A 22,351-nucleotide genomic window follows, 5' to 3' on the forward strand; every position below is an offset into this window, starting at 1 on the left:
CTCATCGCACCCACATGGCGAGCTGGTCGGCCACACCTTGCGGGCTTTCATCCACCGGCAACAGGGCGATGGGGTTGCCCTCGCGGTCCATCAGGTATCCGGCGCGGGAATGCTGCATCAGGTAGCCGACATTGGCATCGTCCTCGCCGCGCGCATAGAACGCCGAGAAGTTGGTCGCCGCTTCCTCGATAGCTTCGGGGCTGCCGGTCAGTCCGATCAGTTCTTCCCCGAAATTGGCGGTATATTCGACCAGCTTTTCCGGCGTGTCGCGCTCGGGGTCCACGGTGATGAACAGCGGTTGGACATCGCCAGCAAGGTCCGGATTCTCCTCGGCCCAGATGCGGTAGCCCGCCATCATCCGGTTGAGATCGAACGGGCAGACATCGGGGCACCAGGTATAGCCGAAATAGACCATGCGCCACTTGCCGTCATAGTCGCTCCAGCGCACCGTGGCGCCGGTCTCGTCGACCAGGGTGAATGGCCCGCCAATGGGCGCGCCTTCAAGCGGGGGCGGCTCGGTCGGCGCGGATGAATCGCCGCAGGAGGCGAGGGCGAAAGGCATGGCCAGCAAGGCCAGCGCGCGAACAAATGGGAGCTTGGGCATGACAGGGTGGTTCATGCTCTGCTAACGCTGGAGGGGCAAGGGCGAATCCTGCGAAGGCAGGCGGGCTGACCCTTCGGAAAATTGCACGGGAGCATGAGAGGCAGCCATGGGCGCTCTTTTCAAGACACTGGTTAAACTGGGAGCTGCCGCGGCAGCGTTTGGACTGGCAGCTCCGGCAGCTGCGCAGTTCCAGTCCGAAGGAGCCCAGTTCCTCAAAGCGGTCCAGGATCGCGACGGGGCCAAGGTGACCGAGATGCTCGACGTGCCGGGCTCCACCGTGGTCAATGCCCGCGATATCGGCACTGGTCGCAGCGCGATGCATATCGCCGTGGCGCGGCGCGACAGCGTGTGGATCGATTTCCTCTACCAGCAGGGCGCCAATGTGAACGTGGCCGACAACAGCGGCGTTACCCCGCTGATGCAGGCAGTGCAGCTCGGCTTCATCGAAGGTGTCAGCAAGCTGCTGGCCCACGGTGCGCGGATCGATGTGACCAACAATTCGGGCGAGACCCCGCTGATGTACGCCGTCCACGCGCGCAACCTGGAATTGATGCGCGTGCTGCTGCAGGCAGGGGCCGACCCCGATCGCTATGACAATTCGGGCCGTTCCGCGCGCGACTATGCCCGGCTGCGCGGCGAGACCGACGTGACCGTCAGCACCATCGACCGCTACGCCCGCGCCGAGAGCGAGCGCGCCACCACCGGCACCAGCTACGGGCCGCGCTTCTGATGGCGGGCGCTGCTGCCGACCAATCCCTGGCGGGCCTTCGCCGTGCGCTTGGCCCGGCCATTGCCCGGGCGGCAGTATTCGACGGGTGGAGCGATGCCGCGCTGGTTGCAGCGGCAGAGGGCGAGGGCGTCGATCCGGCGGTAGCCCGGCTGGCGTTTCCCGGGGGCGCGATGGACATGATCGCCGCCTTCATCGAAAGCGTGGACCAGGCCATGGCGACGCGCTTCGCCGATGGTTCGCTGGACAGCATGAAAATCCGCGAGCGGATTCGCCAGCTGGTGTGGTTCCGGCTCGAACAGTCGCGCGGGATGGAAGAAGCGATCAGCCGTGCGCTGGCCATCCAGGCCATGCCGCAGAACGCCGCGCGCACCTTGAAGCTGGGCTGGCAAAGTGCCGACGCCATGTGGCGGCTGGCAGGCGATGTGGCCACGGATTACAACTACTACACCAAGCGGGCGATCCTGGCGGGCATCTATGCCGCGAGCCTGGCGGTCTATGTCAACGATGACAGCCCCGGCAAGGCCGATGCCGCTGCCTTCCTCGACCGGCGGATCGACGGGGTGATGAAGTTCGAGAAGGCCAAGGCAAAACTGTTCAGCGGACGCGAGCATTTCGACCTCGCCCGTTTCCTCGGCCGGCTGCGCTACCCGCAGGCCTGAAACTTCTTCTATTGCGAATGAGTTGCAATTAAGCCAAGGCTCTGGCATCGCGCCGCCAGAGACCATGGTCATGTCACCCGATTCCCTCACCCTCGACACGCTGGCACCGCTCACCCGGGCCGAGATCACCGGGGTGGACTGGGCCGTGCTTGCGCCCGAGGAAGCAAAGCGGCTGCGCGCGCTGGGCATTGACCTGGGGGCGGAAGTGACCATCGCACATCGCGGCATATTCGTCGGCAAGGATCCCATCGCCATCGAGATCGGCCGCATGACCGTGGCCCTGCGCCGGGTCCATGCCCGCGCCATGACGGTGCGCGTGCTGTGAACGCGCCTTTCGTTGCCATTTCCACCGCCGCACTGGTCGGCAACCCCAATGCCGGAAAGAGCGCGCTGTTCAACGCGCTGACCGGGGCGCGGCAGAAGATCGCCAACTATCCCGGCGTCACGGTGGAGCGGAAGGCCGGGCGGCTGGTCCTGCCATCGGGCGCGCCGGTAGAACTGGTGGACCTGCCAGGCTCCTACTCGCTCGACCCGTCCAGCCCTGACGAGGAAGTGACCCGCAGCGTCGTCATGGGCGACTTTGCGGGCGAGGCGCAGCCGGATGTGCTGGTGATCGTGCTCGACGCTGCCAATCTCGAACAGCACCTGGTCTTCGCGCAGGAATTGATTGGCCTCGGCCGCCCCACGGTGATCGCGCTCAACATGGTGGACCTGGCCGAGCGGGACGGACTGGTGATCGACCCCGCTGCGCTCGAAGCCGCTCTTGGCGTGCCGGTGGTGCCGACAGTGGCCGTCCGGCGGCGCGGGCTGGACGAGCTCGTCGCCGCGATCGAGGGCGCGCACAACCAGGACCTGTCGCTGCGCCACAATGTCGCGCGCCTTACCATGGGCGAGCGGCGGCTGGCGGCGCATAACATCACCGCGGGCGCGATCCTGTCGGAGAGCGGGGCGCACCAGTTGCACGCCAGGCTGGACAGGGTGCTGCTCCACCCATGGGCCGGGCCGGTGATCCTGTTCGGCCTGCTGTTCGTGATCTTTCAGGCGGTGTTTGCCTGGGCCACGCCCTTTGCCGACGGGATCGAGGCGGGGATCGGCGCGCTGATCGAGCTGGCCAATGCCTATCTCCCGGCTGGCATCCTGCGCGATTTCATCACCCAGGGCGTGCTCAGCGGGGTGGGCTCGGTGATCGTGTTCCTCCCCCAGATCGTCATCCTGTTCGCCTTCATCCTGGCGATGGAGCAATCGGGCTATATGGCGCGGGCCGCCTTCATCATGGACCGGCTGATGGCCTACGTCGGGCTGTCGGGCCGCAGCTTCATCCCCCTCCTGTCCAGCTTTGCCTGCGCCATCCCGGGGATCATGGCGACCCGCTCAATCTCCGATCCCAAGGACCGGCTGACCACCATCCTGATCGCCCCGCTGATGACCTGTTCGGCGCGGCTGCCGGTCTATGCCCTGCTGATCGCCGCCTTCATCCCGCCCACGACAGTCGGGCCGGGCATTGGCCTGCAAGGCCTCGTGCTGTTCGCGCTTTACATGGCCGGGATCATGGGTGCGATGGTGGCGGCGCTGGTGCTGCGCCGCACGGTGACCAAGGGCGCGGCGTCGGGCTTCATCATGGAAATGCCGCGCTACCAGATGCCCCCCTTGCGCGATCTTGCCATCGGCCTGTGGCAGCGCGCCTGGGTGTTCCTGCGGCGCGCGGGCACGATCATCTTTGTCACCACCGTGGTGCTGTGGGTGCTGCTCAGCTTTCCCAAGGCGGGGCCGGGCGAGACCCAGTCCGAAGCCAGCATCGCGGGCCACATCGCCAGCGGGCTGGAAGTGGTGGTGGAGCCAATCGGCTTCAACCACGAGATCGCGCTGGCCCTGATCCCGGCGATGGCCGCGCGCGAGGTGGCGGTGTCCGCTTTAGCCACCACCTATGCCGTCGATGCCGAGGACGAGGAGGAGGCCGCCGCCACGCTCGGCCCGCAACTCGCCGCCGACTGGAGCCTGGCCACGGCGCTCGCCTTCCTCGCCTGGTTCGTGTTTGCCCCGCAGTGCCTTTCCACCATTGCCGTGGCCCGGCGCGAGACCAACGGGTGGAAGTGGCCGATGGTCATGATGGGCTACCTGTTTGCCATGGCCTATTTCTTTGCCGGGCTGACCTACTGGACCGCCGTGTGGCTTGGGCTGGGGTAGGGATAAATCCGCGCCGCCCCTTGGCGCTGGCCATGCTGATTGGCTAGGCCATGCGCCACACAATCAAAGGGAAGCGATTCGATGGCGGGTAGCGTCAACAAGGTGATCTTGATCGGCAACCTGGGGCAGGACCCCGAGGTCAAGTCATTCCAGAACGGCGGGCGCATCTGCAACCTGCGCATTGCGACCAGCGAAAACTGGAAGGACAAGGCCACCGGCGAGCGCAAGGAGCGGACCGAATGGCACACCGTGGTGCTGCAATCGGATGGCCTGGTGGGCGTGGCCGAACGCTTCCTGCGCAAGGGCAGCAAGGTCTACATCGAAGGCCAGCTTCGCACCCGCAAGTGGCAGGACCAGAACGGCAATGACCGTTATTCCACCGAGGTTTCGGTGGGCGGCATCGGTGGCGTGCTGACCATGCTCGATGGCGCACCGGGCGGTGGTTCGGGTGGCGGCGGTGGTTCGCGCGGCGGCGGTGGTGATGATTACGGTTCCGGCGGCGGATCGCGTGGAGGTTCTTCGGGTGGCGGCTGGAACCAGGGCGGCGGCTCGGCCGGTGGTGGCGCAGCAGGCGGTGGCGCGTCGAACTTCGGCGACGACCTGGACGACGATATTCCGTTCTAATGCCGGGTATCTATGCGTAACTGCCTGAAGTTGTGAGAGTTGGCAGAATCGCTAGGTCTTGGAAGGTAAAGAGGCAAATGAGAGTGTAACTAGAGCATCATCAAAGGTCTCTCATAAGTCGGCCTTCTGCAGTGTAACTAGATCATTATTGAGACATTAAGGGCCGTCCCAGCTGGGACGGCCCTTTTTTCGTTTGTCTAAGTTCCCACTATGTTCCTAGAATGGGGGAGGAAAGGTCTGAAAGGAAAATGCATACGAGCCAATACCATGCCGAGGTGATCGTCCTTGAAGGAGGGGAAAGACTGCCCCTCCTCATTGACCGGGCAACGGGCGTCCCCGATGGCTTCGCGACGGATTACAGCTTGGCGGCTCACCGTGGAAAGCCAATTAACACCACACACCGAGCCATCGCAGCCATAGCCATCTTTTACGATTGGGCACGAAGCAGAGAGATCAATCTGGAGAAACGTTTCGGCACGCTGCGATTGTTCACCAGCGACGAACTAACGAGCCTAGCTGATTTCCTCTGGCTTGATCGTCGTCCCGTCCGCAACGGTGCCATGCCTCGATCTGTCGTCGGGCAGACCCAGGGTTCTCGTGTCGATAGCCTTATCGCCTACCTAAAATGGCGGGTGGGGTTGGTCGTCTCCAGTTTATCTAATGATGATGTTCGCGTAGTCCAAGGTAACTTAAGGCTTGAGGCGACGACCGATCAACTGCGAAACTTAAAAGGAAAGAGCGTTTCAACGGAACGTGGCCAGATAGATGAAGGCCAATGTAAGCGTTTGTTTGAGATAGTCCGACCGGGATCGGAAGAGAACCCATTTCAAAAGCGCACCCAGTTGCGTAACTTTGTTATTCTTCTGGCTTACTATGAACTCGGGATCCGACGAGCAGAAATTCTTACCCTTAAAGGTGGTCATGCGTCGATTGGTCCCCGTTCAACGTTCCACATTACATTCACGCCCAACGACCCCGAAGACCCGCGTAAGGATATGCCGAGCGTCAAGACACGGTCTCGGCTACTTCCAGTCAGCAAAAGGCTGGCAGCTGCTTACGAAGGGTTGTTGAAAGAGCGTCGCAGTAATCCGGCCACCGCCAGGGCAGCGAAGAAAACTGCATTCGTGGTCCTTAGCACAACTGATGGAGCGCCACTTTCCATTGACGCGGTGGACGATATTTTCGTCGTTCTTCGTAGCCGATTCCCTGAGATCTTTCCTCCTGATTTTGCTCCGCACCATCTTAGGCGGACCTGGAACTATCGTTTCTCCAAGGCTTGCGAGAATGCCGGCGCCGAGGAGAAGCTCGTCGAAAGACTTCATCGTTACCTGATGGGCTGGAGCATCAAGTCTTCCCAACCGGGAAAATACAATCAGCGATATATCGAGGAGCAGGCCTTCGCGATCCTGATCAGCATGCAAGATGCAATGACTGGAGAATCTTCGTGAACGAAATGACCGCAGGCGAATTCTTCGCCGAACCCTCGGACATAACATGGCCGTCTGATAGCCACATCATCACCCTCCGTGATGGGAGAATGCTCGAGGTATCGGTCAACCGTTGGGTTATTCCGACACCAACCGAAACCTTCGCTATTGACTGGACACGCCTCGCCTTCGGTGAGGGACCGCACCTCAACAGTATCAGACGGTGGGTCGCGCATAATCTCCGACACAAGAGCGTGACCGTAGCAGCGAAAGGGTATTGGAACTGCCTGACCCTGTTCAACACGCCGGCCTTCATAGCCGCGACACAAGATAAAGCCGAAATACCCTACCTCGCCTTTAGCCAGGCAATCCAACAGCTGGAGAGCAAGAACAGGTGGCAAATGGCACACGCCCGGGATTACTACACCTGGTGCCATTCCCAGCAATTTCCCTTCTTCACGGATGATGTCGTCCGGAAGCTTGATGCCCTTGTCATCGGGGGAAACGCGAAAGGCGAAGCCGTCCGGTCTGCTGATCCGGATAAAGGCCCCTTGGATGCGATGGAGGTCGCAGCCATTACCTCAGCACTACGTGCGGCACGCGTCGATGGAAGCATGCCTATCAACGAACAGGCCGCACTCTGGCTCTGTCTCGGATTCGGCGCGAATGCTTCCCAATATGCCGTGATGCGCGAGGAGGACGTCGTGCCCGAGATGATCAACGGGCAGATCGTCACGACGCTCGTTTCTGTCCCGCGCCACAAGAAGCGGCACGTAAATCCTCGAACCGAGTTCCAAGTGAGAAAGGCGAACCGTTTCGTCGGTAGGGTTCTGCGGGACCTGATACACGAGAACGAGCGCCAGCACCCTTGCCGTGATTCAAATGAAGCCCGACCGCTCTTCCGGCGCAATGAAGCGCGAAAGGTCGAGAAGGGTCTGGAAGAATGGGAGTGGCATCTCCGGGCAGCGGAGTTCACCAAGCTCGTCAAGCGCGCTATTAAGCGATTGCGGGTTTTGTCCCGGAGCGGCGACCCTCTGAAGATCAACACCCGCCGTCTACGCTACTCTCTGGCTACACGGATGGTTGAGGCAGGGGCATCCAAATGGGCACTCGCAGCCGCCCTCGATCACACCGACCTACAGAACGTCGACGTCTACTTCGACATCGACTCCGGCATCGTCGAACAACTTGACGCTGCAATGGCCATGGTTCTCGGCGAGCGCGCCCAAAGGTTCGCGTCAATCGTCGAAAAGGAAGAAGATGCGGTCAATGGGGAACGGGCAGGCAGTCGGCGCTACTATGCGGACCCCGACAAGAAACTCTTCGAACCAATTGGCACCTGCGGACATACGTCGTTCTGCAACGTTAACGCGCCCTACGCCTGTTACCTCTGCCCGAAGTTCCAGGCTTGGATAGACGGTCCCCATGACCTCGTCCTGGACGCGCTGATCGACAACCGGACCCGTCGGGAGGAGATGGGTCTCGACCCAAAGATGGTAGCCGTCGAGGATGAACTCATCGCCCACGTCGCCGAAATCATCACCGGGATCGCCGCTATGAAAGAGGAGAGGGGGCTCGATTATGACCAATATCGTTGACCTCGTCACCAGCCCACAGCGTAGCGCACGCCAGAACCGCGATGAACTGATCCGAGAGGCGCGTGAAGACTGTGCCGCTTTTGGGGACCAACTAGACTTTGACGCTATTGGATGGAACGTTAGCCGTCATTGCCCACGTCCCGGCGGTAAGGCCGGCCGCAAGGTCATGCTGTATTTCGCCACGCACGAGAACGGGACCAAAAAGGGTTCAGCAGAACGAACGCCCCTGGCTGATCCGTTCGGATCGGTCATCAAAGCAATCATCCGGTTAAAAAAGGACGGCAACCCGAAGATCGGCGAGGGCCCACTAGGCATTCTCGTCAGGGCCTCGCGGTATCTCGCAACGACACTGGAAGATCGTGGATACGACCCATGTTTGCTGGTTCCCGCCGACTTTGATGCCGCATGCGAGACGATCAAGGCACGAACCGCCAGCAAGGATTCCCGCTACCGTCTCGGCGTAGCCCTACAGGAAATCTCCACCACACTGTCGCGCCACCGCGTTACCCAATTTGCTTTCGAATGGCAGAATGCATTCGACCGGCCGGAAACAACTTCGCGTGTGGGGAAAGCCGCTGAGGCCAACAGGAAGAAGAAGCTCCCCGACGAGGAGATCCTCGACGAACTCGCAAGGTTGTCTCACCTGATCACTGATACCAGCGATCTCATCCTCATGGCCGCTGTAAAGCTATTCCACTGCGCGCCGTGGAGGATCGGGGAGGTCAACACACTGCCGGCGGACTGCTGGGTCGAGAGGCAGAAGATCGATGACCACGGTCCTGTCGTCGACGAGGATGGCGTGCCCGTCATGCGATACGGCATCCGATACTGGCCAGAGAAAGCTGAACAGGCTGACATCAAGTGGATTCCGACTGCGATGGTCCCGGTTGCACGATCAGCGCTCGATACGTTGATGGCCCACACCCAAGGGGCCCGCGACTTAGCCAAATGGTATGAGAGCCATCCCAGTCGCGCTTGGCTGCCTGGCGCCGATCTCGGTCCCAGCCAGCTCTACACGATCGAACAGGTGCGCGAGATGTTCGGCCTTTCGAAACGCTCAGCAGCCTACCTCTGGCTCAAGAACAGAAGCGTCCCAATCGACAGGAGCACGACTCCACACACTGTAACGCGCAGGGAACTCGAAGTCGTATTGCTCGATGGCTGGCACAAGCTGGACTACCTCGACGGCGATCGTCGTGGTCTCCGGCGTTCGAACCACCTCTTCCTGACCTTTGCAAATCAGCACAGCTACCGGGGGACCAACCGCTGCATGCTGGGTTTCACCACCGACCAGAACATTAGCGATTTCCTGTCGGGCCGCGGCGACGCAAAGGATGGCAAGGTGCTCTCAATCTTCGAACGGTTCGGAAGCACCGGGTCCGATGGACAGCCTATGCGCGTCAATTCCCACGCGTTCCGCCACTGGCTCAATACCCTGGCACAGCGGAGCGGGGTCAACGACCTTCTCGTCGCTCGATGGTCAGGACGATCTGAGGTCAGCCAGAATAGTGTCTATGATCATGTCTCCGGCGTGGAGCTTGCCGAAAATGCCCGCGACCTTATGGCAACAGGACAGGTGATGGGTGCATTGGCCGACGTCCATGACAGGTTGCCACCGACCGAGCGTGAAGGGTTTCGCGACACCGTCTTCGCTACCGCGTTCGTGACCGAGATCGGAATGTGCGATGCCGATTTCATGTCAGCGCCGTGCCCCGAGATTGGAGCCTGCGCGACCTGCGAGCACTGCAATATCAAAAAGGGCGACGAGGCCGGACGAGAACGGAGCCAGAAGGATCTCGAAGATTCGCGCTGGCTCCACGACCGGGCGATCGAAGAGGAAGGTGAGGGAGCGATCGGCGCCTCGAATTACATTGAGGCACATCGCCAGAGGATAGAGAGCCTGGAGAGGATCGTCGCCATCCACGACGACCCGAAAATTCCCGATGGCACCTGGGTTAGGCCGAATGCGGCATCACGGGACCATTACTGCGGACCAAAATTGAGGGGGCACAATGAAGAAGGAAAAGGGGCGTAAGCGTGAGCGGATCACGTCTGCGCGAGAAAAAGATATCATCCAGATCATCAGGGACTGGAACGCGGAAACCCACAAGCTAACCGCAGTGGCGCTCGAAAGGGCGGTCGCCTCTCAGCTAGGATTCACCGTATCCCGGCAGGGTATGATGAAGCGCGATCATATCAAGACGGCGTTCGATGCGCGTGTCCTGGAGATTGGCCTTGGCCAGGCCAAGCCGAAGACGAAAGAACCGCTCGAGGATATGTTCGAGCGGCGGATCAAGGCGCTGAAGGAAGAAGTGGCCGAGAAGGATAGGGCCATCGAAGGCTTCAAAGAAACCTTCGTCCGCTACCGCTACAACGCCATGCGAATGGGCTTCAAGCGCGAGGCCCTCGAGGCGCCGATACCTCCGCGCCCGACTTCGGAAGGGAGTCGGGGATAGCTAGGCGGGATGAGCCTCGTCCCGCGACCGAGAGACAGTTCGCGGGATATAAATTTGCAATAGCTTTAGCAGATAGTTTGGATTTCGAACCTACTCATCCTAGAATGTCGTTGCTCGCAAAAGAGGGGCGCTTGGAGGGGTTCGGATGGAACAAAGTGGCAAAATTGAAGATAAGTTGATCGATCTTGCCATTGAAAGCTGGCGCATCAGTCGTTTGTTCCAGAAGTCGATTGACTTAAGCGACGTAAAGGCCGCCCAGCGCCAGATAAATCAAATCCGGTATTTTAACAAAAAACTCGAAGAGACTCTTGCTTCGCTCGAGATGCGTTTAGTCAGTATTGAGGGGGAGGCCTACGATAGTGGTATGGCTGCGACAGCTCTCAATGCAGCCGATTTCGGGCCTGACGATGACCTGTTTGTTGATGTGATGATGGAACCCATCATCATGGGCCCCGAAGGGGTGCGGCGGACCGGAACAGTGATGTTGAGGATATGAACAGTGCAATACGTAGGAATTGATCTCGGGACTACCAATAGTGCAATCGCCAGTTTCGATGGCGAGAGACTTGTGTTGTATAAAAGTCCTGAACAGCACGACGTAACGCCTTCAGCATTGTTTTTCGACAAAAGAGGGAATCGTTTTGTAGGTTCCAGGGCTTACGATAATTGGGCGCGCAATCCTGATAATGGGGCAACGTTGTTCAAAAGAATGATGGGCACAAGCACGCCGATCAAAATTCGCGCGCTGGAGCGTGCTATGACGCCCGAGGAATGCTCTGCAGAGATCCTCCGAACGGTGTTTGCCTATTTGCCCGAAGACATCAGGCAGAGCGACGAAATGGGGACGGTGATTACCGTCCCCGCAGCCTTCAACCAGATGCAGAAGGATGCAACGCTTGCGGCTGCGGAAATGGCTGGGATAGGGCGCGTCGCGCTTATGCAAGAGCCAGTGGCGGCTGTGATGAGCGTCATGAGGCAGCGCGAAAGAGACGGAACTTTCTTGGTATTCGATCTGGGCGGAGGCACGCTCGACATAGCAATTGCTCAGAGTATGCGCGGACGCGTCAGCCTTCTTGCACATGGTGGGATCGAAATGTGCGGTGGTCGAGACATCGACAGGGCGCTTATGGACGAGGTGGTGAAGCCATGGCTTGTCGAAAACTTCGACCTTGCAGATGACTTCGCTGCCGACCGCCAGTTTAGAACGCTTACTCGCGTAGCGACTTGGGCGGCAGAAAGGGCGAAAATCACGCTTTCACAGTCCGAGAGTGCCGTAATTTCTCTGTCGGAAATGGATACAGGCGCAAAGGACAGCTCGGGCGAGGAAATTTACCTCGACATCCCGCTTGAACGATCGACACTTGACCGCCTGATGGCGCCTTTGCTCGATAGCGCAATCGCCGCAGCGCGCGATGCGCTCGAGCAAGCAGGGGTTGGCCCTGAAGATGTAGACCGGATCGTCTTCGTCGGCGGCCCGACTCAATATAAGCCGCTCAGAGACAAAGTGGCTTTCCAGCTCGGCATTTCACCATCGACCGATGTGAACGCTATGACTGCCGTGGCAGAAGGGGCTGCCATTTTTGCGGAGTCGATCGATTGGTCCACCCAGAGCCGCGGCCGCAAATCATCGCGGGGATCGGTCTCAATGAAGGGGTTGGAGTTTGCGTATATCGCCCGAACACCAGAAAATTCTGCAAAATTGGTAGCGAAGAACGTCAGCGCAGTGGGTGGAGAGTTTCAGATCGATAGCCTCGATACAGGTTGGTCGTCGGGACGAACGGCTCTGAAGGATGGGGCATCACTGGATCTGCCGCTCGCGAAATTAGGTGAAAATTCATTTCGCGTCTTTGCATTCGATCTTGAGGGCAACTCGGTTGTGATCCCGAACGATAAAATAACGATCAGCCGCACAGCGGCATCGGTGGATGCAATCCCGGCGTCTCATACCATAAGTATTGAAGCACTTGGGGGTAGGTCCAAGACCAGGAAGCTGCAGGCGCTTGTTCGCAAGGGCGACGCACTCCCTCGAAAAGGAAAACTCTCTTTCAGGTCTGGCGAAACCCTCCGAGCGGGAAGTTCGGGATCGCTGAATTTTAAGCTCTGGGAGGGAGATGTTTCAGATCCGATCGAAGACAATCAATACATCGGGCTCTTCAAGGTCAGTGGACAGGATTTCGACGAAGGCGTCATAAACGTTGGGGCTGAACTCGTTTGTGAGTTCGACATCTCTGATTCTGGCAACATACGTCTAGACGTTTCCGTTCCAGAAATTTCAGGATCATTCTCTAGCGGACATAATTACTATGCGCGGCAAGAAGCGCAAACTGACTATACACAGGCCGCAGGATTGGTTCAAACTGAGGTAGAGCGGACACTCGATAGGCTGGACCAACTTGAGCAGCAGGTTGAAGACAGTCGACTCGATGACATCCGTAAAAAAGTCCAAACAGCCGCTAATTTTGATGCCAACAGTGCAGAACCCGAAGAAACGAAAAAAGCTCTCGACGGTGTTAGAGAAGCAAAACGTGAAATTTCGCTTCTCAGGAAAGATCATCTAAAAACAATTCGCCAGATGGATCTCGATTCGGCAGTATCAGCGTTTGCCTCCGGCGGTGAAGAGTTTGCCTCAGACGACGAGCGTGAGGCTTTCGCCAGCTTGGTTAAAACCGCTCAGAATTCTATAGATACCAACGGTAACGACTTCGAGTCTCATTTAGATGAACTTAGAGGTCGGAATTTTATGGCGCTCTGGAAATCAGAGAAATTCGTGATCGACTTCTTCCATGCGCTTTCGCGGAGTCCAGAGCAGTTTCCAGATCTTGAACAACACGCTCAATATGTTGAACGTGGACGTAGGGCGCTGGCTACGAACGATCACCAAGCCTTGCGGGCTGTTCTAATTCAAATGAACGAGGTGCGCATCTTCCGTTCCGGCGAGGAAGAGATCCTCGCCATGACGAATATCATGAGTGCGTAATGCGAAACACACCGTTCCCTCAGGGCACCGCACTGAAAAGTGCAAATACCTCCCTCGGACGAATAATCCAAAACATCGATGATACAATCTGGATTCATGCGACCAAAGATGGGCGTCGCGCCGTCTTGGCGAGGACTGATTTTTGCACCGCACACAAAGATCTGGATGAATGTCTCAGCGAGGAGTTTGACCTTGCGAAAGAATCATTCCGTTACATTGTCGTAGGCGGGGTTCTGGGGCTGGTCTCGGAAATTCAAATGTCAGAGGCATTGGCAGACAGCATTGCCTTCGCAACTGTTCTCGCGAACGAGGAGAATGTGCCAAACGCAATTTTCTCATCCGAGCTCAATCGCCTGATCCCAATCGGGTTCGGTGCACCTATCGACAAGGCCGACTTGCTCGGTCGCTATCTTACGGGCGGGGTGCCAGTCCGTGCCGATGACATCCTTGCTCTCCAGCGGATCCTGCCTAGTTTTGATGAGGACGATTTGAGATCGATTGTTTCTGCGGCTGCTATTCCAATTAAGATGCCCTCGGGAAACCAAACAAGGAAAAATGACGGAATAGATAATGCGGGAGCCGGGTTGCCGTCCGCTCTTATGCCATTTGTATTGCCTGGCCGCGAGGACTTGGCGCAGTTTTTCAATGAACACATTATCGAAATTCTCCAGGACGAAAAAAGATATGCCAGTTTAGGAATCAATTTCCCTGGTGGTATCGTGCTTGAAGGCCCTCCAGGGTGTGGGAAAACTTTCGCGGTAGAGCGCCTGATCGAACATCTTGGATGGCCATCATTCCAGATCGAGGCGTCCAGTGTGGCCAGCCCCTACATCCACGAAACGTCTCGCAAAGTTTCCGAGGTTTTCATTGCTGCTCGGGACGCCGCGCCCGCAGTGATAGTCATTGATGAGATGGATGCATTTTTAACCAATCGCGATGGTGGCGCTGGCCAACATCATTTGGAGGAAATGGCGGAATTTCTGCGTCGCATACCCGAAGCTAGCAGCAATCGGGTGCTTGTCATCGGCATGACCAACAAGGTTGAATTGATCGATCCGGCCATCATGCGGCGAGGGCGGTTTGATCACGTCATCCACGTGGGCAAAGCGGGGCAAGAAGAGGTTAGAGGGCTGCTCGAGGCTTTGCTTTCAAACGTCCCCAACGAGGTCACAATCGGCCTTGAGATAGCGGCTGAGCTCACCGGGCGTCCGCTCTCTGATGTGAGCTTCGTCGTGAGAGAGGCAGGTCGCACCGCAGCTCGATCTGGAAAAAACCGCATAGGCAATGACGAGATCCGTAGGGCCTTAGCCCTAGTGCCCTCGCGCGAAGCCGACGCGCCAAGGCGCATAGGTTTCTGATGAGTAGAGAAAGAAATATGAGGGGTGTCGAGGGGCTCGCGGAATTTGCTACTGATATAGATTCCGCTCTAGCGCGCACGGACAAAATCCTTGAGCAGTCTGTCCCAGCGAAACAGAGGCAAAATACTCATAATCTTCCTAACATAAATAAGACAAACGGCGCTGCTCCCACGGGAAATTCTTGGAGCGGGTGGGTTTGGCTGCTCGGTTCAGTCGCGGTGATTTGGGTAATTTCGGCCATCGCATCTGATGACGGTTACGAGAATTCGGACGACGGTTATTACGGCGCAGAAAATGAGATCCCAGAAACCGATTACGGCCTGGAATACGAAGACGGTGCGATGAATGAGTACGCATTCGAGGATGATGGAACTGGAGATGTCATGGAGGAATATGGGGAGGTTCCTGAGACCACCATACCCTTAGAGTCAGATGACGAAATGTATCTTCCTCCTACGACTGTGTATGACAGCTCAGTGCTCAGTCGAGAGCAGCTTCGTGACTGTTTGGAAGAAAGTATCCGATTAGATGGGCAGTCAAGTGCTATAGATAGCTTTCAGTTTTCGGATCCTGATCGTTACAATCGTAATGTCGACTCATTCAACTCGGCGCTAGACCAATTTAATTTGAGCTGTGAAAATCGATCATTTCGACAAACAGATAGATCGTCAATCGAGTCCGAGGTTTTGCTCCGTCGATACTCGATCGAACAGGAGGGTCGAAGCCGTGTCAACTAAGGTCACCACCGCTCTCAATCCCTTCGTCTTGTTGGACGTGAGCGTGCGGGATAATTCAAGAACAATCCTTCAGGCGGTAGAAGACCAGTCTTTGATGCACGATCAGGACGTCTGTCATGCCGCGGGTGCATTATTGATGCATCCGCGACGAAGAATCGAAGCGGAGTTAGGTTGGTTCCCTGGTCTGAATCCGAATGCTGCAAAAGCGGCTGCTGCTGTTCGGTCAAAAGATGACATCGATAGTCTTGGTATTACTGGGCTTCACCGCGCAAATGCTTTTGTTCAACTCGCGCAAGATGAAGCTTCATGCGAAACGGTCGAATCGCTTAAAGAGATCGTTGCCGAGATTATAAAATCGTCAACCCAAGTCGATCTCGGCCGCATCGTGCAGGAGATCAACGAAGATCGACAATTGGCTGGCTTTCCGATTGTATCCAATGTCGAAATGGCAGCGACGGAGTTAGAAAGGCGCCGGGAGCTTTGGCGGCATATCATCCTTGATACGCTAAATCGGGCACAAACAGACGTTATGGCCGAGGCAATTTACGACTTGGTCAAGGAAGCCATCTCAAATGGCTACGCATCGGCGCTCCTTCACGAGGTCGTTGATGATTACGGGCTTCGTGTCCGTGGGTTTATGGATCGGGAGATTGCGGGCGCACAACGGCTCGTAAGCCGAGCCAAGGAACTAGCCGGTAGTCGGCCAGATGCCCTGCCGCCGATTTTGGACGCTATCGATGAAATGTTGGAAACGTGGGAGCAGCTCACGTTTCCAATGCATGCCAGCCTCGCCCACCGTGGACAAAGTTACGACGAGAGCGAAGAGCTTGCCAAGCTTTTACGAGATCTGGCGATTGAGCTTCATAACACGCACAAATTGACCCAGCAGGCGCAGCAGTTGAGTTCATCGCTTCATAAAGCGTTCGAAGCCTCGCCCGTCATAAATCGTCGTGTCACTGAAGACCTTGAAGCGCTCGACAGTTTCCAAGCCCAATCCAAAGAGCAGCTTGATGACCTATACTATACCACAAAGGTTGGTTTTCTAGGATTAAATCTCCTTAGTATTTCCCCTGAACAACTCCAGTGGAGAGGGGAAATCTATCCTGTTGCGTCGATTGTGAGCGCGCGTTGGGGAGCAATCCGCAAATCCGTGAATGGCGTGCCGTCAGGGACTGATTATTTGATTGCATGGTCGGACGGGCGGACGGAAGCTGTCGCGAACTTCGGCTCTGGCACCGTCTTTGAAGCCTTCATATCGCGTCTGGTCCAACTTCTTGCCGAGCCCCTGGTCACGCAGATGCTAAGTGCGCTCAAGCTTGGCAGAGAGCTTTGGTTCGGCGAGGCTTCTGTTCGAGACTATGGTGTGACCTTAAAGAAATCCAAGTTCTTTGGGAGCACTGACATCGAATATGGTTGGAACGATGTGACAATCGAGAGCCTCAATGGCAATCTGGTTATAAGGGGGAATGACGACCCCAAGATACAAGTTGCCATTCCTTATCGAGAGACACCCAATGTGCATTTTCTCGAAATCGTAATTCGAGCAACCTTCAAAAAAGGGTCTGGAAGGCTAAGTGATGCCTTCTAAGCTGTGACTTGCGAGCACCAGGTATGGCAATATTCGCCTAAGCAAGTTTACACCAGTTTCGGCTAAGTAAGCTGTAGACGATAGTCGTCAGACGGTATCCGTTTCTTGCCCCCCCAGCCAGGGAAGCTCACCATGGCTTCCTTGCGCAGTGTTCCTGCAATTGCGCCCGCATCGGTCTTCCGTATGGCATAATCAGCCAGCATCCTCGGCCACACCTCGCCCCACCTGATCCCCGGCTCGGTTGCTGCGATCTCCAGCAACAGCAACCTTGCAGCGTTGCGCTGCTCGTCGAGGAACTGGCGGTGGTTGATCCCAGCGCTCTCCCACTCAGTGCCGAACAGCGAAGTCTGTCCGTTCGTTTCTCGCTTCGCCTGCGACTTCTGGCCCGCGATCTGCGCTTGCGCCGCCAGCGCCTTCACTTGGCAATCCCGGAACACCTCCAGGCCGTGTGGTTCCCGGGTGGCATATACCAGGAAATAATATGTCCGGTTCTTGCCAGGGTGGCGTATTTCGATGTCGGCGACGTATTTGAAGCCGCCGATGGCCTTCACCGCCTCCTTGAAACACGAGAGTAGGAATGCCTTGCGCTCGTCTGGTCCCGAGGCAGGATCCGCCGTCAGACTAGCGAAGCGCGGGCGCCAATCCACTCCCGGCAACAGACGATCGAACGTATCTGCCAGGTCAGGATGTTCGACGAAGCGGTTCGCAAACTCATACATAAAGTTAAAAACGACCTCGCTGCGCGGCCTCGCCAGCAGTGGTTTCAGCGCATCCAAGTCTAGGGTGAAACCCTTCGGATCAATCAGCGAGAATGTAAAAGCCCTCTGTGGGATGGCCGATGCGATCGAGGGTGCCAGCTTCAGAAAATCTCCCCTGTGCGGTTTGACCGACACCTCAGGGAAACGAGCACCAATCCCTTCGAGTTCGCGGAAGGGGCCGGCCTTCTCCTCAACGAGATGAGCGGTCATCCTGACATCGCGACGTCTGCTTGGCATGTCCCGCCAGGTCTCTCTGGCAGCTGTCAGGCGTTCGAGAGCGATTCCGAACGATGTGTCGCCGTAGTTCTCGTCACCGCTCTTCCACGGCCCGGAATACCCGTCAACATAGACCAGCTCGTCAAACGCGCTCGCGATCTTGAAAGCAAGCCGTTCCAGATACTCCCTTAAGAAGTGGTGCTTGACGTAGGCTTGTTCGCGCCCCGCATAGTGCGGCGGGACTTCGAGTTCGATCACGCGGCGACCTGCATCGGCATCTCGTTCCACTCGCGACCGTCCAATTCACGGCCGCCAGTCTTCGGCCGAATGCCACCCCATTGCTTGAAGAAGAATGCCACACCCTGGTCACGGCATTGTTCACGCACTTCCCTGACCCACTCTGCTTTCATCGGTCGTGCGCCAGGGCCGCTTTCCCCACCGACGATCACCCAATGGATGCCCGTCAAATCCATTGGTCCGGCGGGACCTATCAGGGGTTCGATGGACAGAAACCGCACTCCGGCAGGAGCCGCGCGGAGATGATCTATTCGGGAACGGGCCTGCGCTTCCTCGACCGAAACACCATGCCAGATGTGGCTTGGTGGTGGCCGATCAGCATACCGAACACGGAGGTAATCTCGCATCCGGGAACTGCGCTTGGTGAGCAGCTGAAACACATGCCAGTCAGCGGCCTCCATCGTGTCGAAGACCTGATCCACGAAGGCTCGCGGAACGCCCTTGTGAAACAGGTCGCTCATGGAGTTCACGAAGATCATCCGAGGGCGCCGCCAGGCTAGAGGCTGCACCAGTCGGGCAGGGCGCAACGTCAGATCGAAACCGTTCTCGAACGGATGCCCGGGGACACCCCGGAAGCGCTCGGCGAACCTCAGCGCATAGCAGTTATCGCAGCCACGCGTGATCTGCGTGCAGCCCGTCACCGGGTTCCACGTCGCGTCGGTCCATTCAATTGCACTGCCGTCGGCCATTCATCCTCCGAAGAACGAAACGGAAACTGCCACACCGCGAGTCCAAAAGCAACGGACGACGGGAGGGGGAGGGGGATCAGCATTCTGAAGGAAAAGGAGCCAAATCATGGATTTGAAGGATGAGGCATTTCATGCATCCGCCCAGGCTCTCGAATTGAACCTTCTCGCCTACGGGCCTGAAATTCTAGAGCTCGAAGGTCCGGAGCGTCTGTATCTCGATGAGCACGATACCCGAGGTATCCGCCTCGACGTCGGCGTGGGTGGGACATTTCCAATTATGAGCGTCGAAGATGCTACCTTCATCGGACGCGGTGCGAAACTTGCTATCGCCACACTCGACCTGGCCATAGGCCGCCTTGCTGCAGCGCGGACCTGGAAACGCGTCGGATCGAAGGGCCCCCCGGCCGCGACTATGAAGACATCAGAACTGACCGTGGCAGTCATGGAGGTCTATGGGCTTGAAGCACAAGGGTTGGTCGATAGCACGTGGCAAACGACGACGATGCATGAACGATATGACGACCTCGTCCATTGGCGTAGCAGGTCCGAGGTGCCGCGGCTCTTGAGAAGGACCGTGGGTAAAGGATACGAGTTCCGTGACTTGCCCGAAGTCGCACCTTGGGTTGCAGGCTATTGCTCGCAGTCGTCTATCAATGTCGAAGCAGTATCCCTTGGCGAGGAGGCTGCCATCTACTGGCGCCCACAAGACCATCAGCGCTTCGAAGTGCGCCTTGCATCAGGAATTCCAGAGACGGTAGCGAACGCAATGACGGGAAAGCCACTGAGCGAAATCGTGGACCATCCGCTCGCTCGTCGCTTTGATGGGATTGTCGAGAACGTCTCGCGATTGAAGAATTCCATCCGTCTGAGCATCCTTCGGGAAGCGTCTAGGCGCTTTGTTCAGCTCGACATCGACGAGAGTGTGTTAGCCATGTTGCAGGCCGAAAAAAGCAAGCTGCGCGTCGGGCAAGCCAGGATTCAACTCCTGATGCAGCGTCAGTTGACTCCGCCCGACGTCGACATCAATGTGGAACCCGCTGTGTTAGAACTGATCAAGGGGTCATCTAGGGCTAAAAGATAGCCTCATAATGAGGCGACGAGTTACATTTCTCCTGAGCCGCAGCGTGAAATCCCATTTTTTTCTTTAATGAAATCAGTGGCTTGCAGTTAGTTACAGAGCTAGTTACACCCAGAGGCCCGAGATAACCGTTTTGATCGGATTCGCCCGGATAAAGGTGACACAAGTGACAGGGTGTCACTTTCGCCTCTGTCCGGATAGCCGCGTAATTACAGGGACTTGTTCCTGAAATCCGCCACGCGGACAAAGTGACACCCCCGGAGAAAAACGCGGGCAGGATCGACGATATGAAAGAGCCGGGGGCGACGAGCCTCCGGCCTTTTCGTGCGCGCTGTGGGAGTTTGTAGGAAAGGCCAATCTGGCAGAATGTCAAAACATATGGACATTCTGCCGCAAAATGTCTAAATATCTTTACATTCAGGAGGTGTGAAGATGTCCCAGGCCAATTATTCTCGGCGCTTGCGTAAAACCACGCTGCTAGCTTTCCTTGGGCCGCTGGCCCTAGCCATTCCTTCTGGCTTCCTGTTGAGGCAAGTGGTGCCAGGCGAGCAGTTCTGGCTCGTATTCCTTGCCAGTTTGCTGGTGATAGGGGCTGCGTTCTGGGCCTGCGTCCCATGGTGGCGGACGATGGACGACATGCAGAAGCATGGCCACATGGTCAGTTGGTACTGGGGCGGCATGGCCGGTGGCATGTTGGTGCTGGCGTGGCTGGTTGCTGCCCTGGGACTTAATAGTGATCAGGCCTTGGGGGCTGTCGCCCTGATCATGGGCCAAACCCTCGGCTTCCTCATCTTCTGGGCGGTGTGGATGTTGCGCCAGCGGGGGGCGGGCGAATGAAGAACTGCCTGCGCGACCTGCGCAAGGCCCGCGGCCTGAGCCAGGCGGAACTGGCCGAAGCGATCGAGGTTTCCCGCCAGACGATCATCGCGATGGAGGCCGACAAGTACGATCCTTCGCTGCCCATGGCCTATCGGCTGGCGGCCTATTTCGGGGTGGCGGTGGAGGACCTGTTCTTCAATCCGTTCGTGGGGGACGCGGGGTGAGGGAGGTCACCATCCATCCGGACACGTCATCCTGAACTTGTTTCAGGATCCATCATGCCGCGTGCGCGGAATTGGGGTTCGGTAAACAAACCTCCTGGCATGCTTTCGCAACAGGAACTCCGGGTAATCCGCGAAATGGATCCTGAAACGAGTTCAGGATGACGAGGTTGGCTTGCTTTGAGCTCTACTTCTTCAAAGCCGCCAGCGCTTCGGCCAGCGCGCCCTTCGGTCCTTCGTCCGACAACCCGTGCTTCGCCCGCGCCGCTTCGGCTTCCGGCCCCGTCAGAAAGGGGTCAATCGCAAGGGCCAGGCTCTGCGCCACGGCTTCGCCCAGGTCGAAGGTCGTGCCGCCATATTCGATCTCGTCGAGGATCGGGCTGTCGAGGGTGATCTCCTCTTCCGGCGCGCCTTCGGCCAGTTCGGGGACGAAGCGGAAGGTCACGTTTTCGCGGATTTTCACCGCCAGGTCCTCGCCCGAAATGGCGCAGGGCTGGACAATGTCGGCGCGCATGGTGCCGGTCACGTCCACCGCCTCGCCATCGGCCACAAGGTCGAGCGTGGCGGCAAGGCTGTCGATCCGCACGATGGCAAAACGCGTTGCCAATGCTGCGCACTCTGCCTCGGTCGCGACCAGTTCCACCGGGGCTGCCTTCAGGTGCCGCCGGTCGATCATGCGGCTGAATTCGGGAGCGCTTGTTTCAGGGTTCGGCATCAGCCGATCCGCCCCGCCAGCACGTCCTCGTCACTGCGCCCGGCAAAATCGGCGGCCAGTGCCTTCAGCGCCGCGCCAAGGCCTGCGGGGTCGGGCGTGTCGCTCCAATGCACGTTGCGCTGGAGCACCTCGGCCAGTTGCGCATCGTCACCTGTTGCCAGCACCCGCCTGAGCGCGCCCATGCGGCCGCCCAGCGCGCCCATCAGCTTGCCCACATGCTTGCCCACCACCACGTCGCCCACGCCGCTTTCGCGCAATTGCCCGTCCATGTCCTCAACGAACAGTTCGGTCAGGCGGGCAGTGAGGGGGGCAATGTCGGGGCTGGCCTCCATCCGCAGCATGGCGAGGCTGAGCATGTGGACGATCATGTCGAACCGCCCGTCCACCGTGTCGGCCACGCCGTGGGTGGCATAGAATTCCGGACTGCGCGACAGTTCGACCACGCGGTGCCACAGTGGGCGCACCTGGTCGGTCGGATCGGCCTGGGTACCCAGCAGGCGGGACAGGAAAGACATGGGGCTTGCGGTTCCTTGGCGGGCGCCCGATCATTCCTGATCGTTAAGCGCGGGTTCAATGGCCTGTGGGCAGTCGCATGGTCCGCCGGGATTGCACCGGG

The 22,351-nt window shown here is 58.0% G+C and carries 22 protein-coding genes; 17 read left to right on the top strand and 5 right to left on the bottom strand.

Going from position 1 to position 22,351, the window contains the following annotated elements:
- Position 1 precedes the first annotated feature (1 nt).
- A complete protein-coding gene (locus M3P36_RS04880) occupies positions 2 to 604 on the bottom strand; it encodes an SCO family protein (RefSeq protein ID WP_249702132.1) in 603 nt (200 codons plus the stop codon).
- Positions 605 to 710: 106 nt separating this feature from the next.
- Between M3P36_RS04880 and M3P36_RS04885 the strand changes: the two genes are divergently transcribed.
- From M3P36_RS04885 to M3P36_RS04950, 14 genes are all read left to right on the top strand, one after another.
- Positions 711 to 1,334: an ankyrin repeat domain-containing protein gene (locus M3P36_RS04885; protein ID WP_249702133.1), complete on the top strand. Its 624-nt coding sequence runs from the start codon at positions 711 to 713 to the stop codon at positions 1,332 to 1,334.
- Positions 1,334 to 1,993 carry a COQ9 family protein gene (locus tag M3P36_RS04890; RefSeq protein ID WP_249702134.1) on the top strand — a complete coding sequence of 220 codons (660 nt, stop codon included), beginning with the start codon at positions 1,334 to 1,336 and terminating at the stop codon, positions 1,991 to 1,993. Before M3P36_RS04885 ends, M3P36_RS04890 begins: the two co-directional genes overlap by 1 nt.
- A gap of 70 nt (positions 1,994 to 2,063) precedes the next feature.
- The gene (locus tag M3P36_RS04895; RefSeq protein ID WP_249702135.1) at positions 2,064 to 2,318 is read left to right on the top strand and encodes a FeoA family protein; all 255 of its coding nucleotides are present in this window, start codon (positions 2,064 to 2,066) and stop codon (positions 2,316 to 2,318) included.
- A complete protein-coding gene (feoB, locus tag M3P36_RS04900) occupies positions 2,315 to 4,177 on the top strand; it encodes a ferrous iron transporter B (RefSeq protein ID WP_249702136.1) in 1,863 nt (620 codons plus the stop codon). The genes M3P36_RS04895 and feoB overlap by 4 nt, the downstream gene beginning before the upstream one ends.
- Positions 4,178 to 4,258: 81 nt before the next feature.
- Complete coding sequence (gene ssb / locus M3P36_RS04905; RefSeq protein WP_249702137.1) at positions 4,259 to 4,801, top strand: single-stranded DNA-binding protein; 543 nt, start codon at positions 4,259 to 4,261, stop codon at positions 4,799 to 4,801.
- Positions 4,802 to 5,049: 248 nt separating this feature from the next.
- Positions 5,050 to 6,249: a site-specific integrase gene (locus M3P36_RS04910; RefSeq protein WP_249702138.1), complete on the top strand. Its 1,200-nt coding sequence runs from the start codon at positions 5,050 to 5,052 to the stop codon at positions 6,247 to 6,249.
- Complete coding sequence (locus tag M3P36_RS04915; RefSeq protein ID WP_249702139.1) at positions 6,246 to 7,826, top strand: site-specific integrase; 1,581 nt, start codon at positions 6,246 to 6,248, stop codon at positions 7,824 to 7,826. Before M3P36_RS04910 ends, M3P36_RS04915 begins: the two co-directional genes overlap by 4 nt.
- Positions 7,810 to 9,861, top strand: coding sequence for a hypothetical protein (locus M3P36_RS04920; RefSeq protein ID WP_249702140.1), 2,052 nt, complete (start codon positions 7,810 to 7,812; stop codon positions 9,859 to 9,861). The genes M3P36_RS04915 and M3P36_RS04920 overlap by 17 nt, the downstream gene beginning before the upstream one ends.
- Complete coding sequence (locus tag M3P36_RS04925) at positions 9,839 to 10,282, top strand: hypothetical protein (protein ID WP_249702141.1); 444 nt, start codon at positions 9,839 to 9,841, stop codon at positions 10,280 to 10,282. Before M3P36_RS04920 ends, M3P36_RS04925 begins: the two co-directional genes overlap by 23 nt.
- 145 nt (positions 10,283 to 10,427) lie before the next feature.
- The gene (locus M3P36_RS04930; protein ID WP_249702142.1) at positions 10,428 to 10,778 is read left to right on the top strand and encodes a hypothetical protein; all 351 of its coding nucleotides are present in this window, start codon (positions 10,428 to 10,430) and stop codon (positions 10,776 to 10,778) included.
- A 3-nt stretch (positions 10,779 to 10,781) separates the two neighbouring features.
- On the top strand, positions 10,782 to 13,259 hold the full coding sequence (locus M3P36_RS04935; RefSeq protein ID WP_249702143.1) for an Hsp70 family protein: 2,478 nt from the start codon (positions 10,782 to 10,784) through the stop codon (positions 13,257 to 13,259).
- Positions 13,259 to 14,617 (top strand): ATP-binding protein, encoded by a 1,359-nt coding sequence (locus M3P36_RS04940; RefSeq protein ID WP_249702144.1) that lies wholly within the window; start codon positions 13,259 to 13,261, stop codon positions 14,615 to 14,617. Before M3P36_RS04935 ends, M3P36_RS04940 begins: the two co-directional genes overlap by 1 nt.
- Positions 14,617 to 15,354, top strand: a complete 738-nt coding sequence (locus M3P36_RS04945; protein WP_249702145.1) for a hypothetical protein — start codon at positions 14,617 to 14,619, stop codon at positions 15,352 to 15,354. The genes M3P36_RS04940 and M3P36_RS04945 overlap by 1 nt, the downstream gene beginning before the upstream one ends.
- The gene (locus tag M3P36_RS04950) at positions 15,344 to 16,942 is read left to right on the top strand and encodes a hypothetical protein (protein WP_249702146.1); all 1,599 of its coding nucleotides are present in this window, start codon (positions 15,344 to 15,346) and stop codon (positions 16,940 to 16,942) included. Before M3P36_RS04945 ends, M3P36_RS04950 begins: the two co-directional genes overlap by 11 nt.
- 62 nt (positions 16,943 to 17,004) lie before the next feature.
- Here M3P36_RS04950 and tcmP read toward each other — a convergent pair whose 3' ends face one another.
- Complete coding sequence (gene tcmP, locus M3P36_RS04955; protein ID WP_249702147.1) at positions 17,005 to 18,174, bottom strand: three-Cys-motif partner protein TcmP; 1,170 nt, start codon at positions 18,172 to 18,174, stop codon at positions 17,005 to 17,007.
- A complete protein-coding gene (locus M3P36_RS04960) occupies positions 18,171 to 18,902 on the bottom strand; it encodes a DUF5131 family protein (protein WP_249702148.1) in 732 nt (243 codons plus the stop codon). The genes tcmP and M3P36_RS04960 overlap by 4 nt, the downstream gene beginning before the upstream one ends.
- A gap of 106 nt (positions 18,903 to 19,008) precedes the next feature.
- Here M3P36_RS04960 and M3P36_RS04965 point away from each other — a divergent pair, with 106 nt between their 5' ends.
- From M3P36_RS04965 to M3P36_RS04975, 3 genes are all read left to right on the top strand, one after another.
- Positions 19,009 to 19,983, top strand: coding sequence for a hypothetical protein (locus M3P36_RS04965; RefSeq protein ID WP_249702149.1), 975 nt, complete (start codon positions 19,009 to 19,011; stop codon positions 19,981 to 19,983).
- Positions 19,984 to 20,412: 429 nt separating this feature from the next.
- Complete coding sequence (locus M3P36_RS04970; RefSeq protein ID WP_249702150.1) at positions 20,413 to 20,817, top strand: hypothetical protein; 405 nt, start codon at positions 20,413 to 20,415, stop codon at positions 20,815 to 20,817.
- Entirely contained in the window at positions 20,814 to 21,023 is a 210-nt protein-coding gene (locus M3P36_RS04975) for a helix-turn-helix transcriptional regulator (protein WP_249702151.1), read from the top strand. Before M3P36_RS04970 ends, M3P36_RS04975 begins: the two co-directional genes overlap by 4 nt.
- A gap of 184 nt (positions 21,024 to 21,207) precedes the next feature.
- Here M3P36_RS04975 and M3P36_RS04980 read toward each other — a convergent pair whose 3' ends face one another.
- Entirely contained in the window at positions 21,208 to 21,735 is a 528-nt protein-coding gene (locus tag M3P36_RS04980) for a YceD family protein (protein WP_249702152.1), read from the bottom strand.
- Entirely contained in the window at positions 21,735 to 22,250 is a 516-nt protein-coding gene (locus tag M3P36_RS04985; RefSeq protein WP_249702153.1) for a ubiquinol-cytochrome C chaperone family protein, read from the bottom strand. Before M3P36_RS04985 ends, M3P36_RS04980 begins: the two co-directional genes overlap by 1 nt.
- Positions 22,251 to 22,351 lie beyond the last annotated feature (101 nt).

The sequence above is a fragment of the Altererythrobacter sp. KTW20L genome (assembly GCF_023501975.1).
Taxonomy (GTDB): Bacteria; Pseudomonadota; Alphaproteobacteria; order Sphingomonadales; family Sphingomonadaceae; genus Alteraurantiacibacter.

Bases quoted from the DNA above. Each gene is read 5' to 3' on its own strand.
- M3P36_RS04885 (WP_249702133.1), top strand. From the start codon at position 711: ATGGGCGCTCTTTTCAAGACACTGGTTAAACTGGGAGCTGCCGCGGCA.
- M3P36_RS04965 (WP_249702149.1), top strand. From the start codon at position 19,009: ATGGATTTGAAGGATGAGGCATTTCATGCATCCGCCCAGGCTCTCGAA.
- M3P36_RS04930 (WP_249702142.1), top strand. From the start codon at position 10,428: ATGGAACAAAGTGGCAAAATTGAAGATAAGTTGATCGATCTTGCCATT.
- M3P36_RS04940 (WP_249702144.1), top strand. From the start codon at position 13,259: ATGCGAAACACACCGTTCCCTCAGGGCACCGCACTGAAAAGTGCAAAT.
- M3P36_RS04945 (WP_249702145.1), top strand. From the start codon at position 14,617: ATGAGTAGAGAAAGAAATATGAGGGGTGTCGAGGGGCTCGCGGAATTT.
- M3P36_RS04970 (WP_249702150.1), top strand. From the start codon at position 20,413: ATGTCCCAGGCCAATTATTCTCGGCGCTTGCGTAAAACCACGCTGCTA.
- M3P36_RS04920 (WP_249702140.1), top strand. From the start codon at position 7,810: ATGACCAATATCGTTGACCTCGTCACCAGCCCACAGCGTAGCGCACGC.
- M3P36_RS04910 (WP_249702138.1), top strand. From the start codon at position 5,050: ATGCATACGAGCCAATACCATGCCGAGGTGATCGTCCTTGAAGGAGGG.
- M3P36_RS04895 (WP_249702135.1), top strand. From the start codon at position 2,064: ATGTCACCCGATTCCCTCACCCTCGACACGCTGGCACCGCTCACCCGG.
- M3P36_RS04890 (WP_249702134.1), top strand. From the start codon at position 1,334: ATGGCGGGCGCTGCTGCCGACCAATCCCTGGCGGGCCTTCGCCGTGCG.
- M3P36_RS04880 (WP_249702132.1), bottom strand. From the start codon at position 604: ATGCCCAAGCTCCCATTTGTTCGCGCGCTGGCCTTGCTGGCCATGCCT.
- M3P36_RS04975 (WP_249702151.1), top strand. From the start codon at position 20,814: ATGAAGAACTGCCTGCGCGACCTGCGCAAGGCCCGCGGCCTGAGCCAG.
- ssb (WP_249702137.1), top strand. From the start codon at position 4,259: ATGGCGGGTAGCGTCAACAAGGTGATCTTGATCGGCAACCTGGGGCAG.
- M3P36_RS04960 (WP_249702148.1), bottom strand. From the start codon at position 18,902: ATGGCCGACGGCAGTGCAATTGAATGGACCGACGCGACGTGGAACCCG.
- M3P36_RS04925 (WP_249702141.1), top strand. From the start codon at position 9,839: ATGAAGAAGGAAAAGGGGCGTAAGCGTGAGCGGATCACGTCTGCGCGA.
- M3P36_RS04980 (WP_249702152.1), bottom strand. From the start codon at position 21,735: ATGCCGAACCCTGAAACAAGCGCTCCCGAATTCAGCCGCATGATCGAC.
- M3P36_RS04985 (WP_249702153.1), bottom strand. From the start codon at position 22,250: ATGTCTTTCCTGTCCCGCCTGCTGGGTACCCAGGCCGATCCGACCGAC.